Source organism: Acidicapsa acidisoli, assembly GCF_025685625.1.
Taxonomy (GTDB): Bacteria; Acidobacteriota; Terriglobia; order Terriglobales; family Acidobacteriaceae; genus Acidicapsa; species Acidicapsa acidisoli.
Genome location: NZ_JAGSYI010000004.1, coordinates 224088 through 238848, shown reverse-complemented (window position 1 = coordinate 238848; position 14761 = coordinate 224088). Strand labels below are relative to the sequence as shown.

General features: G+C 55.1%; 15 protein-coding genes. 7 read left to right on the top strand and 8 right to left on the bottom strand.

The window, feature by feature from the left end; genetic code table 11:
* Positions 1–3: 3 nt before the first annotated feature.
* A complete protein-coding gene (locus OHL23_RS23040; RefSeq protein WP_263354387.1) occupies positions 4–1368 on the top strand; it encodes an alginate export family protein in 1365 nt (454 codons plus the stop codon).
* A gap of 256 nt (positions 1369–1624) precedes the next feature.
* Positions 1625–2191 (top strand): CHRD domain-containing protein, encoded by a 567-nt coding sequence (locus OHL23_RS23035; protein WP_263354386.1) that lies wholly within the window; start codon positions 1625–1627, stop codon positions 2189–2191.
* A 1065-nt stretch (positions 2192–3256) separates the two neighbouring features.
* Here OHL23_RS23035 and OHL23_RS23030 read toward each other — a convergent pair.
* Both OHL23_RS23030 and OHL23_RS23025 read right to left on the bottom strand, forming a co-directional pair.
* A complete protein-coding gene (locus OHL23_RS23030) occupies positions 3257–4189 on the bottom strand; it encodes a hypothetical protein (RefSeq protein WP_263354385.1) in 933 nt (310 codons plus the stop codon).
* 408 nt (positions 4190–4597) lie between these two features.
* On the bottom strand, positions 4598–5167 hold the full coding sequence (locus OHL23_RS23025; protein ID WP_263354384.1) for a DinB family protein: 570 nt from the start codon (positions 5165–5167) through the stop codon (positions 4598–4600).
* Positions 5168–5547: 380 nt separating this feature from the next.
* On the opposite strand from OHL23_RS23025, the gene OHL23_RS23020 reads away from it, so the two are divergent.
* The 4 genes from OHL23_RS23020 to OHL23_RS23005 all read left to right on the top strand — a co-directional run bounded on the left by OHL23_RS23020 (position 5548) and on the right by OHL23_RS23005 (position 7605).
* A complete protein-coding gene (locus OHL23_RS23020) occupies positions 5548–5688 on the top strand; it encodes a hypothetical protein (RefSeq protein ID WP_263354383.1) in 141 nt (46 codons plus the stop codon).
* 157 nt (positions 5689–5845) lie between these two features.
* The gene (locus OHL23_RS23015) at positions 5846–6532 is read left to right on the top strand and encodes a DinB family protein (protein ID WP_263354382.1); all 687 of its coding nucleotides are present in this window, start codon (positions 5846–5848) and stop codon (positions 6530–6532) included.
* A gap of 172 nt (positions 6533–6704) precedes the next feature.
* Positions 6705–6935, top strand: coding sequence for a DNA-directed RNA polymerase subunit omega (locus OHL23_RS23010; protein ID WP_263354381.1), 231 nt, complete (start codon positions 6705–6707; stop codon positions 6933–6935).
* A gap of 334 nt (positions 6936–7269) precedes the next feature.
* A complete protein-coding gene (locus tag OHL23_RS23005) occupies positions 7270–7605 on the top strand; it encodes a CRISPR-associated protein Cas5 (protein ID WP_263354380.1) in 336 nt (111 codons plus the stop codon).
* 216 nt (positions 7606–7821) lie between these two features.
* Here the strand turns inward: OHL23_RS23005 and OHL23_RS23000 are convergent, their stop codons facing one another.
* The 4 genes from OHL23_RS23000 to OHL23_RS22985 are packed head-to-tail and all read right to left on the bottom strand — an operon-like array spanning position 7822 to position 11730.
* Entirely contained in the window at positions 7822–8934 is a 1113-nt protein-coding gene (locus OHL23_RS23000; RefSeq protein ID WP_263354379.1) for an ABC transporter permease, read from the bottom strand.
* Positions 8931–9935, bottom strand: a complete 1005-nt coding sequence (locus tag OHL23_RS22995) for an ABC transporter ATP-binding protein (protein WP_263354378.1) — start codon at positions 9933–9935, stop codon at positions 8931–8933. Before OHL23_RS22995 ends, OHL23_RS23000 begins: the two co-directional genes overlap by 4 nt.
* Positions 9932–10996: an HlyD family secretion protein gene (locus OHL23_RS22990; protein WP_263354377.1), complete on the bottom strand. Its 1065-nt coding sequence runs from the start codon at positions 10994–10996 to the stop codon at positions 9932–9934. The genes OHL23_RS22995 and OHL23_RS22990 overlap by 4 nt, the downstream gene beginning before the upstream one ends.
* On the bottom strand, positions 10993–11730 hold the full coding sequence (locus OHL23_RS22985; protein WP_263354376.1) for a TetR/AcrR family transcriptional regulator: 738 nt from the start codon (positions 11728–11730) through the stop codon (positions 10993–10995). The genes OHL23_RS22990 and OHL23_RS22985 overlap by 4 nt, the downstream gene beginning before the upstream one ends.
* Positions 11731–11879: 149 nt before the next feature.
* Between OHL23_RS22985 and OHL23_RS22980 the strand changes: the two genes are divergently transcribed.
* The gene (locus OHL23_RS22980) at positions 11880–12476 is read left to right on the top strand and encodes a hypothetical protein (protein WP_263354375.1); all 597 of its coding nucleotides are present in this window, start codon (positions 11880–11882) and stop codon (positions 12474–12476) included.
* Between the two features lie 21 nt (positions 12477–12497).
* Here OHL23_RS22980 and OHL23_RS22975 read toward each other — a convergent pair whose 3' ends face one another.
* Together OHL23_RS22975 and OHL23_RS22970 are read right to left on the bottom strand one after the other, a co-directional pair.
* Complete coding sequence (locus OHL23_RS22975) at positions 12498–13994, bottom strand: GGDEF domain-containing protein (RefSeq protein WP_263354374.1); 1497 nt, start codon at positions 13992–13994, stop codon at positions 12498–12500.
* Positions 13995–14227: 233 nt separating this feature from the next.
* Positions 14228–14725 carry an Lrp/AsnC family transcriptional regulator gene (locus OHL23_RS22970; protein WP_263354373.1) on the bottom strand — a complete coding sequence of 166 codons (498 nt, stop codon included), beginning with the start codon at positions 14723–14725 and terminating at the stop codon, positions 14228–14230.
* Positions 14726–14761 lie beyond the last annotated feature (36 nt).

The window sequence follows — 14761 nt, the reverse complement described above, 5'->3', positions numbered from 1 at the left end:
TTAATGCTGAAACTGTTTGCGGTCGCGCTTGCGGCCTTTTGTCTTTCTGCCACGTACGCGTCCGCGCAGTATGTGGAATACCCTCAAAACGCGGGTAAAGTTCAACCCTTAACCACTCCGGATCTGCCCTCATGGCTGACGCTGGACATGGACCTTCGCGCTCGTACCGAAGCCCAGACCGCGATTGACTACATGAGCGGAAATGCCCAGGTCTACGAACTCACACGAGTGCGCGGCGGAATGGAAATTCGCCCCACAAACTGGCTCACCGGCTACATCCAGTTTCACGACACCCACGCCCTCGGGCTCCCGCTCGCGTATACCGCCGCAAACATGCGCGACAACTTCGACTTCCGCCAGGCATATCTCGAATTCCATGCCCGGCCCGGCTCCGTTCCCGTGGCGATCTTCGCCGGCCGCCAGGAACTGAAATTCGGCGATGAGCGCCTGATCGGTATCAGCGACTGGACCAACAACAGCCGCACCTTCGACGGCTTCGACGCACGCATCGGAGACAAGAATCGAATCGATCTCTTCAGCGCCTCCGTCGTCAATATCTATCCGACCGCGCTCGATATGCACTCCGGCGGCCTCAACTACCATGGCGCCTATGCCTCTCTCAATTCTTTGTTGCCCAGGACCACCATCAGCCCCTTCGTCTTCATCAAGAGGTTGCCCTATGTCGTAAGCCAGCAGGGCATCGGCGGCACGGAGACGGAAGTAACTCCGGGCATCAGCGTCAGCAATAATCTGCCGGTCGGCTTTGACTTCACCGTCGAAGGAGTTCTGCAGCGCGGCAGTTATTCCAACGACTCCATTCACGCCGGCGCCGGCTATGCCAAGGTCGGCTACACGGCAACCTATCTTCCCTGGACGCCCCGTCTTCAAGGCGAGTACGACTACGCCACAGGCAACCCTCACACCAACCCGGACCGCATCAGTACCTTCGATCAGCAATATCCTAGCTCGCACAACGTCTTTGGACTCGTCGATCTCTTCGGCTGGGACAACATCAAGCAGGCGCGCGCTAACCTGAGTCTCAATCCCACGCGGAATCTGACGCTGCTGATACAACAGGGATTTCTGTGGGAAGCGAACACGCACGATGGCGTTTACAACGGCACCGGCGCGGAGTTCCTCAAGCCACCGACGGGCGGATTTACCAGCGATACCATCGGCCACGAATTCGATGCGTCGATGAAGTATGTCTATCATGATTACTTCGTCGTTAACGCAGGTGTCGGTCATTTCTCTCCAGGAGCTGCAATGACCGACAACGCTCACGGAGCGCCTCTGACTATCTCCTATCTCTCGTTCACTTACCGATTCAAGCTGAACCGGTCGCAAGCTCCAAAAGACCAGAAATAAGAAGACGCCGCAGGTCACAACTCATCTAAAACAAATCGTTCAGGCGGCCAACGCCTGAGCGGTTTCTTTTTGCGTGCAAGTCTGAGCCAACAGAGCATCCCGGCTCGCCGAGGGCGAGCGAGTGGAGATATACTGATGCCGATTCGGGACGGGAATGTCCTGGATCTCAACCATCAACGCTAAGGGAACAATTGAAGTTTCTCTAAGGAGCGAATCTTGATCCGACCCAAATATCCAGGCAACAAGAGGTGTCGAAATGAAAGTTCCATGGAGTTTAGGATCACTGCTGGCCGTGACGTTTCTCATGAACGTCTCATCCGTAAACGCACAAAATCCATCCGACAGCCACTCACGGTTTGACGCCACTCTAAACAGTTTTCAGACATCCCCCTCCCTGTTTACGAATGGCAAAGGAACCACTCAAGTGCGAATCGACCGGGAGGCGGGCTCGATCTCGTATGAACTGAGTTACTCCGGACTATCCAGTCCCGTGACCCAGGCCCACATCCATTTTGCCCAGAAAGGCGTAAACGGCAATATCATCGTTTACCTCTGCGACAACACCGGCCTCGCGCCGAGCGGCACTCCGGCCTGCCCTGATTCGGGCACAGTAACGGGTAAAGTAACCGCCGTCGACGTCAATCCGCCGAAGAACCCCCTGCCAGTCACCGACCAGGGAATCGCGCCCGGAGATTTTGCCGCTCTGATTGCCGCGATTGAGCACAACTCTGGGTACATAAATGTTCACACGACCACCTACCCGGCTGGCGAAATCCGAGGACAACTGAAGCGGTTCGACCGAGACGATTTCGGCAGGCGCTGATCGCAACAGGGGGAGGGGAAGTTACCGGCTACCCCACGCATCAATCTTCCTATCCCAGCCACAACCCTGGGTGCCCCATCCTTGACGCGCCTTTTGCGGCAAGGGTGGGATACCACAAAAGCCAGCCCCGTTCTAGCTCTTGCTTTTCTTTCTGTCATTCCCTTGGGAATCTGCTTCTGATCCCAGCACCCAGATTTGTGTTTGGAATATAAAAACCGAAGGGTGGAACACTCGGCTTAGAGCAAAATCTTATGTCAGGTCGGATAGTCTCGGTTCAATTAGAGGAAGGGACAGGCCCCAATGACTCGGGGCCTGTCAGATAGCTTAATACGAACAGACACCGTTATAGCAAGTCTCTGGAACCCACGAACAACTGGTGTCATCCCACCCGTATTCCGTTCCTGCATCGAGATAGTCAGTCGGTGACGCTGAAGAAGGAGCAGGGCAAGATGTGAACGGCGGCCCATTGCGGAGCGTGTAACTATATTCCTTCGAGCATGTGTTGGTGAATGTTAGGGTTGATTTCCAAATTGGAGTATCGCTGTAGGTAATAGAACCGCCCATTCCAGCAATAACGCCGCTGACGGTCACCGAAATATCACAGTTAAATGGAAATACACAAGACCTTGCGGCTCCAGCTACTTGTCCTCCACAGGAGATTTGTGCACCGTTTGAAGTCGAATTGCCTTGAGTGGCTTCATATCCGACTCCGTGCCAATACGGACTGACTACCGTACCAAGCTCTAGTGCGAGTCCGGATGTAGTGGAGGTACATGCTATTGAACATGCTCCCCCATTTTGCCCTTGCGGACCGTAAGCCTTGTAAGTGCAGTTTGCGGAAAAGGTCCCCGTGTTTTGGTGGCTGCCGGTGACGTGTTGTGTGGTGTCCTTTGCGTTCTGCGGATCGTTGACATAAGTGTTAAACGTATAGCAAGGATAGAACGTTGTTGTTTGGGCGGAGACCCTGGATGTAGGCAAGGCAGTTAGGACGACCGCTACAGTCATCCTTAGAAATGTGCTTCTTGAACGCGGCATCGTTCTCTCCTGAGATCAATAGTTCATAGATCAATGTTGGGAGGTCGGCGCTTCGAGGGCGAGGGAAACCTTGGACTGGGCCATACCGCACCGTCCCTCGTGACAGCAAAGGTCAGACCTAACCGACGAACAGTATGTGTCGGCTACCGTGTTAGCCTTAATCCACTCAGCCATCCCTGGTGCTTCCCGGAATGTGCTGGTCAACAGTTGGTCTGGGTAGACTTGTTGTTTTAGGACCTTCCATAAGCCTTGAGCACCGCTGTATAGGTCTTGGGGAGACACGACTTCTTTTCCGTCGGCATTGTAGCCAAACAGGAAGAAGGCTTTATGGGGTCCGGTGCTCTTACCCTGAAATTCAGTTGCGACCGTAAAAGCAGCATAATGTGTATAAGTCGCTGGTTCGGTAAACATACTGCTGCCGACACGAGCAACCTCAGTCATGCTCATGCCCAACCCGCTATTGCTGTCGGTTGCCTGGAATGGAGCTTTGAAATCCATCCAACTGACTTTGCATTCGTTCCAAGTAGAGGAGGTACCGTCTTCCGCTGTATTGGATTGCACGGTGAATTGAGTGAGTAGTACCTGGCCGCTAGGCACCTCCATAAACTCTTTTAGTTTGCGGCTACCAATACTCGCGATGGTGCCGATCACCATGTCAGTAATGGTGTACGTAGGTGGTGAGTCTACTGTGTCTTGAGGCGAGGGAATTGGCTGCCGTTGCCCTTGTGCTCGCTCCACAACCGGTTGGAGACCACAAATAAAGCTGAGAGCGCCGTATGCGCTCCGTACCGTGTCTTCCATGTGCTGGGCAGACACTTCAGGTGGATGTTGAATTTGTGCATACGTTGGCAGGAGAACACCAGCTAACGAGAGGGCGGCGAGCAACCTGAGCAAAATCATCGTTGGCCTTCCCATGAGAACAAATTGTGAACGGAAGCTATCACCATCCTTGCCAAGTGTCAACAGAATATTGACGAGGAGTTATCGGTGCCCATGACGAGTTAATACATAGTTAATAGCTCTGTATAACAGACACAATACAAAACCTGAGGAACCATAAGGGTTCTATAGCGGCGGGTGATCCAGATCTGAATGAATAATCATGAAGGTGCTGGGCTTCGGCGGATGTCACAAGCGTCCGTCTGGATGCTCCCAAATCTCCCTTGGAATCGGAAACTATCCTCCAAGATCATGGGTAACTTTCACTTTCTCCAAACTGTGCGAAAGCACTAGCTCCACGCCACTATGGAGCCGTCCCGCGCGGCTCAAAGCTCATCCGCAGCCGCCTGTGCGTAGCCTTGGCAAACCGCTCCAGTGTCCGCGCAGATGGCAACACCTTCTCGCTCTCAAGCCGAGCCGCCAAACGCGGTCTTAGCGACGCCCCGCGGCTTCCACCGTGTTCGTCGGGTCGGCTCCTGTCCACGTCACATCCGCAGTCGGCCCGTACGTCGAGGGAACATTACGTCCCATCATCCGCAAAAACACTGTTAGTTGCGTCCGATGGTGCGCCGTGTGCAGAACGCGCCTCCAGAAGATCCAGATACGCTGGCGCTCGACATCGAAGAAGGGCACAACCTCCATCCACCATGGCTCCTGCCGCTGCGCAAAGAACTCGAGCCGCGCCGTAGCCAACTCCACAAACCGATTCACTGCGCTGTCCACCGTAAACGAGGAAGGTAAAACCGCCTCCGGTGCAGGCTCCGGCGTATGCAGAAACTCCCCGAAGAACCGTCGCTCCGAAAGCAATTGATGCTTGAAGATTCCGCCGACATTCGTTGACTTCTCGGGTGGCTTGTAGTCCAGGTCTGAGTCCTGAAACTCCTTCCACGTCGACGCAACTTTGTTCGTCTCGCTCACATACGTGTCCAGCAGATGCTGGAAGACAGGATTTGCGGCATGAGGAATCGCCGACTCAGGAATCGCGATCCAGGCGTAATTCATCGACTCTCCTTTATTTCCATCCCGGCACGCAGCAGCCGGGAAGCCCAGCGCCGCCATCTCGTACCTCTGATGACTCTGCAGACAATCCGGATTCGCCTTCGTTGCCAGTTGCCTACACAACCCAGACAAACACATCATCTCCCGGCGTGAAGCGAGAAGCCGCGAATGTTCCACGCGCCCCACGCGCGGAATCTCCCATTCGCTGTAACAAGGCACAAATCGCCAATAAATTACGCAACCGCAAGCCGCTGAAAACAAGGCGTATGCACCACATCGCGCCAAGCGTCTCCCCATTCGCCCGGAATTGTTCTACGTGGAACATTTTTCGAGTGAAAGAACACCCCTTCAAAGCTTCTCTTAAACTAGGAACAGGAGGACCCATGAGCGACGGTCGCGAAGAGCGCGAAGAACAGGAAAAGAGGCGAGAGCTGGAAAAACGAGAGCCGCGCCCGGATCGTTGGAACGACTCGATCGATCAGCATCCGGCCGACGACTGGGAACCCGAACGCGGCGGCTCCTGAACTCTACCGAAAATTACCTCTACTGCCGTGCAGGAAAGCTGCGGCGCAAATGGTGGGACTGGCCATCCACACTCATACCTAACTAAAAACATCTCTCCTGTACAATTGCGGCTACGCAACCCCCGCAGTTTCGCCACACTCCCGCCGGAGGACAATCATGACTTCTTTCAGGGTGTTCCCATCCTCTTCGAGCCGTCGCTCTTTCCTCACCGGTGTCACCGGGCTCGCCGCCGGTATTTCTGGCATGTCGCTGCTGACCGCATCCGCCCATGCGGCAGCACCGGACAGCGCATCTGCAAACGACTTTAGCGTGATCGGTCCCAGACCCGGCTACTCCCCGCAGATCGGCACCCTTGTCTCCATGCTGACGTGGGTCGACCACGGTGTTACCGGTCCGGTTAAGGGCCTTACCCAACCCCAGTTGGATACGCTCTTCGATGCCAACGCCAACACCATTGGCGCATTGCTCCTGCACCTGGCTGCGGCCGAAACCTTCTACCAGATCCATACGTTTGAAGGGAAACCATACGGTGAAGTGCCGGATTCGGTGAAAAAGCAGTTTGGAGCGGCCCTCGAACTGGGTGACAAAGGCCGAAAAGAAATCAAAGAGCACGACCTCGACTACTATCTCAACATCATGAAAGAGACCCGCGAGAAGACTCTCGCCGGTTTCAAAAAGCGCGATGACAACTGGCTCATGACCATCGATCCGAAGTTTTTCGGAGACGCCCCCACCAACAACTACTGCAAGTGGTTCCACGTATGCGAGCATGAGTCCCACCACGCAGGGCAGATCGCATTCCTCGTCAAGCGGCTCCCCGGCGCAAAACCAGCTTCCGACTAAGTCCTCGCGACAGATGGTGTCTGCTAGCGTACACTGGTTAGTAGAGAAGTGTTTCTCTTTCCAAAGTCAGCGCAACCCATTTGTTTTTCGCGTCGGTTAACTCCGGCACTTGCAATAAACTCTCCGCAACCACAGATGAAGGCGCGAAGTTGAAGCGCAAGTCGAGGTATAGATGCGATCTGAGCTGGTCTATCGTGCAGGACTCAAGATAGAGAATAAGTTTCTACTTTCTACCACTGTCATGCAGGCCGTCCGCAAGCTGCATATCAACTCAACGCGCACCGAAGATACCTCCAATCGTGTCCTGGTCGATGTGGCGGAAGGCCGCTATGCCCACGGTGCGCTGCCAGAGATCGAGCCTCCTCCAACCATCGATACATTGGTGATCGTGCCGTCGGTCTAACCGGCTGCAGTCCTGACTCCAAAACGAGCAACCCCCAAGTCTCGCCAATTCGTGCAATGCTCGGAGCACGCACCGGGCTGCCTCGAAACCATCCTCATTCGTCTCGCGCTCCATCGTTCGGTACGTTTGTACTGTGAAGCGAAGCCAGGGATTTCGCTCAATCTCGCTTCATCGCACATTGAAGGCCGGATATTCACCCTCTCTGAGGCAACAATTTCGGGGCAGGTTCGAGGTGATCGAAGACAGGATTTTCTATCTCGCAAACTATAGCCTTACAACTTATTTAGCGATCGATCTATAGCATTAAATAGTAGTGAATAGGAGGTATGCTTCAGTGCCGAATGTGCATGGTATTGAATTCAATTCAAGTCAGTCTGAGCTAGTAAAGGATATCGTCAGAGAACTGCTCAAGGACGGCCAATGCTCCGTCTACGCGGTTCCACACATGAAGCCAGATGGCGAATTACGCATGGCTTCGATTCCGTCCGAGCCAGGGCCCAGGCGGCAGCACGGCGTCTTTCTGCGCATTCGACCCGGAGCCAAGGAAGCGACAATCGTGCGTCCAATGAACGCAAAGGCCGGAGAGCAGTTAACGAAGCTCACGAAATTTTCGCAGGCCGAATTGTTAGAGCTAATTCGCACCTGGCGTAAACAGACGATGCCTGCGTAGCGTAACGAAAGAGCAAGCCTCGGTGCAGCGTTTGCAAGGAACCTGCAATCGGTTTAAGTAGATAATTATGGAAGCCTGGGTGCATTCTTATCGTATGCGAGATGATCCAAAAGGCACCCAGGCTTCCTTTCCTGAAAACCACCAAAGAGTCGGCTTGTTATCCGGTTCCGAAGCAGTTAGCGGCCATCGCCGCAAGCTATGTCTCATTCGTCACTCCTACATCGACCTCTTGAATAGCGGCAAGGCGATCAAAAGCGTGGCAATCCCAAACAGAAACAGGAACAAAAGATCGAACTGGATCGCTGCAAACCCGCCATCCTTGATCAGAACCGCTTTGAAGCCATGCACCGCATAAGTAAACGGATCAGCCAGCGCAAATGCCTTCAGCCATGCAGGTAATCCCGACACCGGCGAGATCGCTCCGCTGGGAAAGAACAGCAGTGTGTTCAGCACTCCAAAGATCGCGCGCGGCACGAGCGGATCTTCGACGCGCACCATCATCAGAAACATCATCCCGTTGAACGCCACCGAAGTCGAAATGATCATCAGCAGGAGCAGGAGCGCTGATTCGGGATGAAAGATCACTCCCAGGCCTGCAAACAGCGAGCCGATCACTGTTAGACAAGCGCCCGAGAGCACGGCTTTGATGGTGCCTGCGAGATTCAATCCGAGCACCAGTTCCAGCTTTGTAATCGGCGTAACAAGATAGCCCTCGTGGACGCCGCGGGCCTTGTCGTCGATGTAAAGCATTCCTCCGCCGATCATCACCGCGACATACATCGCGAGGGCAACAGATCCTGACAAAAGATACTTCATATACTCGACATATGGATATAACTCGACAATCTTCAGCGCAATCGACTGCACCACCATGGGTTGAATTGCCGGTGCATTCAGCGCATCGACGAGCGATTGCATCTCAGCTTCCAGCGCGCCGCTCATCGTCTGGTCCGAGTTATCGACTACGAGTCCTATCGCCGGGGAATCTCCTGCGAGCACCCTGCGCGAATACTGCGCAGGAATAATCACCGCGCCATCGATCTTGCCTGTCCGCACATCTTCGCGAGCTTTCTGCTCATTGTCGTAATCAACTGTTGCGAAGGTGCGAATGTTGACGGCAATCGACTGAAAAGCCTCATGAATCTTCAAGGACTGTGAGCCATGGTCGTAGTCGACCACACCCATCGTCGCGTTGCGAATCTTGCCGCCGAAGGCATTGCCCAGGATCACCAGCTGCACCAGCGGAAGCATCATCGAAACCATCATCAATGCCGGAGAGCGGAAGAACTTCCGCATCTCGCGTTCCACAATCGCAAACATTCTCGTCATGGCTGCATCCCCGGTCGCGGGGGCATCACAAACCCCACGGCCTTTACCTGCTCATCGCGTAACTGCCGTCCCGTGTAATAGACAAAAACATCATCCAACGTGGTGTTTTGCACGCTCAGCCCCTTGATGCTCTCGCCAAAGCTCACGACCATTTCCACTAACTGCGTGGTCGTCAGCGAGCCGTTCGAAGTAAGCACGCGATACATTCCATTCGAATGTGATTCGACAGAAGTCACGCTCGGCAGCTGCTCCAGACGGGCTTGCCACTCTGGCGTTTCATGCGCAAGCTGCACTTCTACCACAGAGCTGCCCGGCACGGTAGCCTTCAACGCAAGGGGCGTATCCAGCGCCACAAGCTTACCGTGATCCACAATCGCGATGCGATCGCAAAGCCGGTCTGCTTCATCCATGTAATGGGTCGTAATCAGAATCGTTAGCTTACGAATTTCCTTCAAGCGATTCAGCATCTCCCACACCGCTACGCGCGAGACTGGATCAAGTCCCGTCGTAGGCTCATCCAGAAAGAAAATCTGCGGATCATGCACCAAGCCGCGCGCGATCTCCAGCCGCCGCCGCATGCCGCCCGAGAGCGTTTTGGTCTGCGCGTGGCGCCACTTCGTCAGGTCGACGGCCTCCAGTAATTCGGCGATGTTTTTCTCTCGTTTGGCCTTCGGAACTTCATAGAGCTTGGCGTAGATAGACATGTTTTCTTCCACAGTCAGATCGATATCGCTGGTCAGAGCCTGCGGAATCACGCCAATGGTATGCCTTACGGCATCGGGCTCTTTTGAGACATCATGGCCGGCAATTACCGCTCGTCCGGAGGTGACTGGAATGAGCGTCGTCATCATGCGGATCAGCGTGCTTTTGCCAGCGCCGTTGGGTCCAAGCAGCCCAAAGATCTCGCCATCCGCAACCTCGAAGGTTATACCCTTGACTGCCTCGAAGTCTCCGTAGCGCTTGACGATATTTTCGACTCCGATGACCGTATCTGCTTTCATTTTGTCACCAGCTTGTCTTTTGGAACATAGACTTCAGCCAGCATGCCAGGTACATATTGCTCGCCGGGATTGTCGATGAGAAGCTTTAGCCGAATGGTCTCAATATCCCGTTTGCGCCTGCTTACGTCGCGCTGCGTGGCGAAGTCTCCTTCGGCAGACTTCGCAATCACCTTGCCCTGCAACGTTGCTCCGCTCGGCATTACCACGCGCAAGCTATCGCCCAGCTTCACGGCATCTGCCTCTGTCTCGGGAAGTGGCGCGTAAATCCATGTCTGAGTCAAGTCAGTTACTGTAACAATTGGCGTTCCCGCTGCAACAACTTCGCCTTGCCGCGCCGCTCGCACATTCACCTTTCCGGTAATCGGCGAAAGGATTTTCGAGTAGTCGAGCTGCACCTGAGCCTGCTCCAGAACTGCCTGGGCATTCTGTAAGTCACCGCGCGTTGCGGACACTGTCTTTGCCGCTGCCTGCGCCTGAATCGTGTTGGCGTTTGCAACCTTCAACATCGCTTCCGCAGCCGCTATATTCTCCTTCGCCGAATCGACTGCAGCCCGCGACGCATCGAGGGATGTCACCTGCTCGTCGCGTGACTGTTCGCTCACAATGCCTTGTTTCGCCAGCGCCACCGCACGCGAAGTATCTGCCTGTTGGTGCTGATACTGCGCCTGCGCCTGCATAAGCGCTGCCTGCGCCGCGCGTACCTGCGCTTCCGCGTTGATCACCTGGCTAGAAGTGCCGCCCATCGTCTGCCGCTCTGTGTCGCTTGCGCCGAGCAGTTTGTATTTCTGACTGGCTGCGGCGGCCTCTGCTGCTTGCCGCGCTGCCGCGAGGTCGTCGCTCTGAATGGTTGCGATCAACTGTCCGGCCTTGACGTCGTCGCCTTCATCGACCTTCAGAGTCTCGATGCGGCCGGGAATGCGAGAGCTGACGACCACTTCATTTGCATCCACAGTCCCAATCAATTGCAGATCGCTGTCGTGCTTTGTCGAGAAAAAATACCAGCACAGTGCGAAGACAAACAGGACTCCGAGAATTACAAGAATTCGGTTGCGTGGGTTCATTTCGACTTTCTCCGAAACTGAAAATCCTTGATGTGTGGCATGGGCATTTCACGCAGAACACGACTCGCCAATGCAGCGCCGTGTGCGCGATCTGTGAATAAAGCGTTGGCCAGGAATTCGACTGCTGCGACGCGACGGGCTTTCAGAGCGTCCGGATCGAAAGGCTTGATGGGAAGCGCCAGTTGTATCATCGGTGCGCTCAGAAAGTAAAAGACGTTCGCCCCGAAGATCGCATACATTCCCTGGAGCCAATCCATCTTGCAAAGTTCTCCGGCGCGAATTCCCTCATCGAAGGCGTTCTGCAGCTTCTCCATCAGCGGCTTGAACGCGGCTTGAAAAAGGTGAGGAATCGATCCGCTTTCGTCGCGATGAAAGCGGACCATCTCCTGCTGCATGAGGCTCTGAAACTCACGCTGAGTCAGGATGCGGTCGAAGTGATTGAGCGCTGTTCGCAGCAATCGCTCGCCGGGGCTGAAGGCCGGGTCAAGCGCAGCGAGCGCGTTCTCGACGACCTTCTTCGAGACCTGCTCGATGGCTGCCTCGTACAAGCCTTTCTTGCTCTTGAAGTAGTAGTAGAGGAGCGCCTTGTTCGCTCCTGCAGACGCGGCGATCGCTTCGGTTCGTGCGCCGGAAAGACCGTGGGCGCTGAACTCGCGAATGGCTGCGGCGAGAATGCCCTTTCGCGTCTGCTCGGCGCGGTCGCTTGGGGGCGCTTTGGGGTTTCCTTCTGTCATTGATTAACCGTTTAGTTAATTCTAGCACTGGATTTGAAGACTTGCCGCATCGCAGTCGTCAAAATTCTGCCGGTTTCCGCGACTTCGGCATAAAATCGTAGCGTTGTCTTAGGGCGACGCCCAGGGTGCAGATTGAAAGGCGACATGCAATGGGACGCGAAGCTACGTGCGATTGCCAATGGGCTGGCGAGTCGGCTGCCTGCAAGGTGCTGCTGGAAACCCATGAGCTGATCGTTCGAGGGCCAATTCGCCGCCGGGCGCCGATCACGTCCCTGACGAAGGTTTCTGTCGAGGGAGACCGGCTCCGGTTTCGCGCCGGGGAAGACCAGGTCTCGCTGACGCTTGGCGCCAATCTCGCGCAGAGTTGGGCAAAGAAGCTCACTGCGCAACCTCCGAGTCTGGCTGCCAAGCTTGGAATCTCAAAAGACTCGCACCTCCTGCTTATCGGCGATTTTGATACGGAAGAATTGCATTCGGCGGTCGCCACTGCGGCCACGACGGGCGGCAAATCAACCAATCTCATTTTGGTCAGGGTAAAGGTAATCGCGGACCTGAATTACGCGCTCGACCGATACGCCACGCAGTCCGCAAATCCGCCCATTTGGATCATCTATCCCAAAGGCCCCGGCCGGCTTGTCAAGGAATCGGAGATCCGCGGTGCGATGAGACAAGAGGGCTTCATCGACACCAAGGTCGCATCCGTTTCAACGGCGCTGACGGGGCTGCGCTTTGTGAAACGAAGCTGAAGAGCGTTGAGACTGGCAAAGTCAGTTCGAGTAAGACGGACTTTGCGTCGGCTGCATGTAAGCAAACTCGACTCGGTTGCGGCCATTTTGTTTGGCTTTGTAGAGCGCCTGGTCCGAAGTCTCAATCAGCATCGCGGGCGAGCCAACCTCCTGAGACACGTAGGTGGAGATTCCTATGCTCGTGCTGAGGAGACTGCCGATTTCGGTCTGATTTTTAATTTTCAAATCATGAATCGCTACGCGCATTTTCGACGCAATGGCTTCCGCTGCTTCCCGGGTCGTTGCGGGCAGTATGGCGGCAAATTCCTCGCCTCCATAGCGCGCTACCAGGTCTCCGCTGCGTGCAGCCACGGCGCTTAGCGCTGTCGCAACCTCAATCAGACAGCGGTCTCCGTGGGGATGGCCATACGTGTCATTCAGGTTTTTGAAATAATCCAGATCGATCAGCAGGAGTGACAATGGGTCCAGGGTGCGCATTGCGCGAAGCCATTCCGATTCAAGCACCTGGTCGAAATGCCTCCGATTGGCGATGCCGGTCAATCCATCCTGCAGAGAAATCGCCTCGAGCCGGTCTCTGGCCTCCTGCAACTCTTTCTGCGTCTGCATATCGCGGATCTGCAACAACGTAGTCCGGACTCCATAGACGGCCAGTCCTACGCTAATGGCCACGATCCCGGTCAGGAAGTGTTGCCGCAGCGTCACCATGCCCAGAGCCAGCAGGGCGATGGTGAAAAAGATCGGACTTGAGAAATCGATGAAGAGGCCCAATTTGCTCCGTCGCGCGCTGGTCTCCGGATTCTCGGCTACGGGAACGAAAAGCGCCATCAATGCCAGCAGCAGAAGCGGCGCGATCACGAGTGCATCCCATTCCGTTTGTCCGTTGGTGTTCGTCGCAATTTGGTTATAGATTCCTGCTCCGACTCCGTAAATTACCAGAAATGCGCAGAGTATCCGGTAGAAGCGATGCGCCTCGGTGTCTTTGGAAGAAGCAAACAGCCGCAGGATGCAGATGCCCGCCAGCGCGGCATTCTCTACGTTGTAAGTCTGGATCAGCAGATCGACGGAGATTGGTTGAATCGTTGCGGTCGAGAAGGGTAGCGCGGAGAAAATGGTGATGTAAGTGAGGTAGCCGGCAAAGATCGCCTGAATGCCGTCCAGCCATGCAAACGCTGAATATTGGGGACCCTCGGCAGGTCTGGCCAGAGCGAATAGAATCGGGACCCCATAGAAAAAGAAGGCGAAATCCGAAAGCGAGGCAACCTGAAACGGAACATGCTGCAGCAGGTCTTCCCATGCGGATAGCGCGATCCCGCAGTCCCAGAAGAGCAAGCCCATCGCCAGCAGATTCCAGCGCGCCCGGTCGGGTCCGGCCACGGATCGAGCGCGCCAGAGGCAAGCGGCTACAGCAAGGAGCGGAGCCGTAATCTGAAAGAGATAGTTGACGCCCGCGGTCTGAAATCTGGGTACGGTGCTGCAAATAGCATCCACGCACACAAACACAAAGCCAACGACCGCCATATATCGCAGTCTCAGCCTATGGGGTAGCATTTGGGAATCTCTCCGTAAAGATTCAATAACAATTCCATTCCGCCTGCGGCGGTGGACTTAGATAAACTTTTCGTAATCTCTGGATAGTGTCATAAACAGGCGATGAATTCCAGTAGCTAATCGGGAATAATTCTAACTCAGACCGTTTTGGTAACCAAACTATGCAATCCGGGATATCCGCACTTTAGAAGTTAGCATAACTTCTACCGGCGTCCGCTCCACGCGCTCCGCTTTCTCGGAATGGCTGGGAGTTTGCTGGCATTCTTTCCATCGAGCGAATACTTTCGCCGCTCAACCGGGGTTGACAGTACTACACTTGTCACCGGATTTCCATACGGTAGCAGCGCCTCGATCAGCACCTCCAGCGCGGCCATGGAAGTGGTGGTCACTTTGAGCAGAAATGCGTCCCCGCCTGTCAGATGATGGCACTCGCGCACCTCCTCCAGTGTCTGCACAAACTCCATCAGCCGGAAGTAGTGCTGCCCATCGCAGGTCATGCGGATAAACGCGAGCACCTCCAGCCCGAGCGCTTCGCGGTCCATCTCTACCGTGTAGCCACGTACGATGCCCACTTCTTCCATCTGCTTCAGTCGCTCCGCAGTAGCTGTCGGACTCAGCCCCACACGGCGAGCCAATTCGGCGGTCGAAAGCCGCGCGTTGTCCTGCAGCTCGGCCAGAAGGCGGCGCCCAAAGCTGTCCATCAGGTAACTCGAACCGATTGCCGTGGAATCCCCGCC

What these genes read in the sequence shown, in the direction of transcription:
- OHL23_RS22985 (WP_263354376.1), bottom strand. Translation starts at nt 11,730, where the DNA reads ATGACAGAAGGAAACCCCAAAGCGCCCCCAAGCGACCGCGCCGAGCAG.
- OHL23_RS23040 (WP_263354387.1), top strand. Translation starts at nt 4, where the DNA reads ATGCTGAAACTGTTTGCGGTCGCGCTTGCGGCCTTTTGTCTTTCTGCC.
- OHL23_RS23010 (WP_263354381.1), top strand. Translation starts at nt 6,705, where the DNA reads ATGCGATCTGAGCTGGTCTATCGTGCAGGACTCAAGATAGAGAATAAG.
- OHL23_RS23035 (WP_263354386.1), top strand. Translation starts at nt 1,625, where the DNA reads ATGAAAGTTCCATGGAGTTTAGGATCACTGCTGGCCGTGACGTTTCTC.
- OHL23_RS23000 (WP_263354379.1), bottom strand. Translation starts at nt 8,934, where the DNA reads ATGACGAGAATGTTTGCGATTGTGGAACGCGAGATGCGGAAGTTCTTC.
- OHL23_RS23025 (WP_263354384.1), bottom strand. Translation starts at nt 5,167, where the DNA reads ATGAATTACGCCTGGATCGCGATTCCTGAGTCGGCGATTCCTCATGCC.
- OHL23_RS22975 (WP_263354374.1), bottom strand. Translation starts at nt 13,994, where the DNA reads ATGGCGGTCGTTGGCTTTGTGTTTGTGTGCGTGGATGCTATTTGCAGC.
- OHL23_RS22970 (WP_263354373.1), bottom strand. Translation starts at nt 14,725, where the DNA reads ATGGACAGCTTTGGGCGCCGCCTTCTGGCCGAGCTGCAGGACAACGCG.
- OHL23_RS22990 (WP_263354377.1), bottom strand. Translation starts at nt 10,996, where the DNA reads ATGAACCCACGCAACCGAATTCTTGTAATTCTCGGAGTCCTGTTTGTC.
- OHL23_RS23015 (WP_263354382.1), top strand. Translation starts at nt 5,846, where the DNA reads ATGACTTCTTTCAGGGTGTTCCCATCCTCTTCGAGCCGTCGCTCTTTC.
- OHL23_RS23020 (WP_263354383.1), top strand. Translation starts at nt 5,548, where the DNA reads ATGAGCGACGGTCGCGAAGAGCGCGAAGAACAGGAAAAGAGGCGAGAG.
- OHL23_RS22995 (WP_263354378.1), bottom strand. Translation starts at nt 9,935, where the DNA reads ATGAAAGCAGATACGGTCATCGGAGTCGAAAATATCGTCAAGCGCTAC.
- OHL23_RS22980 (WP_263354375.1), top strand. Translation starts at nt 11,880, where the DNA reads ATGGGACGCGAAGCTACGTGCGATTGCCAATGGGCTGGCGAGTCGGCT.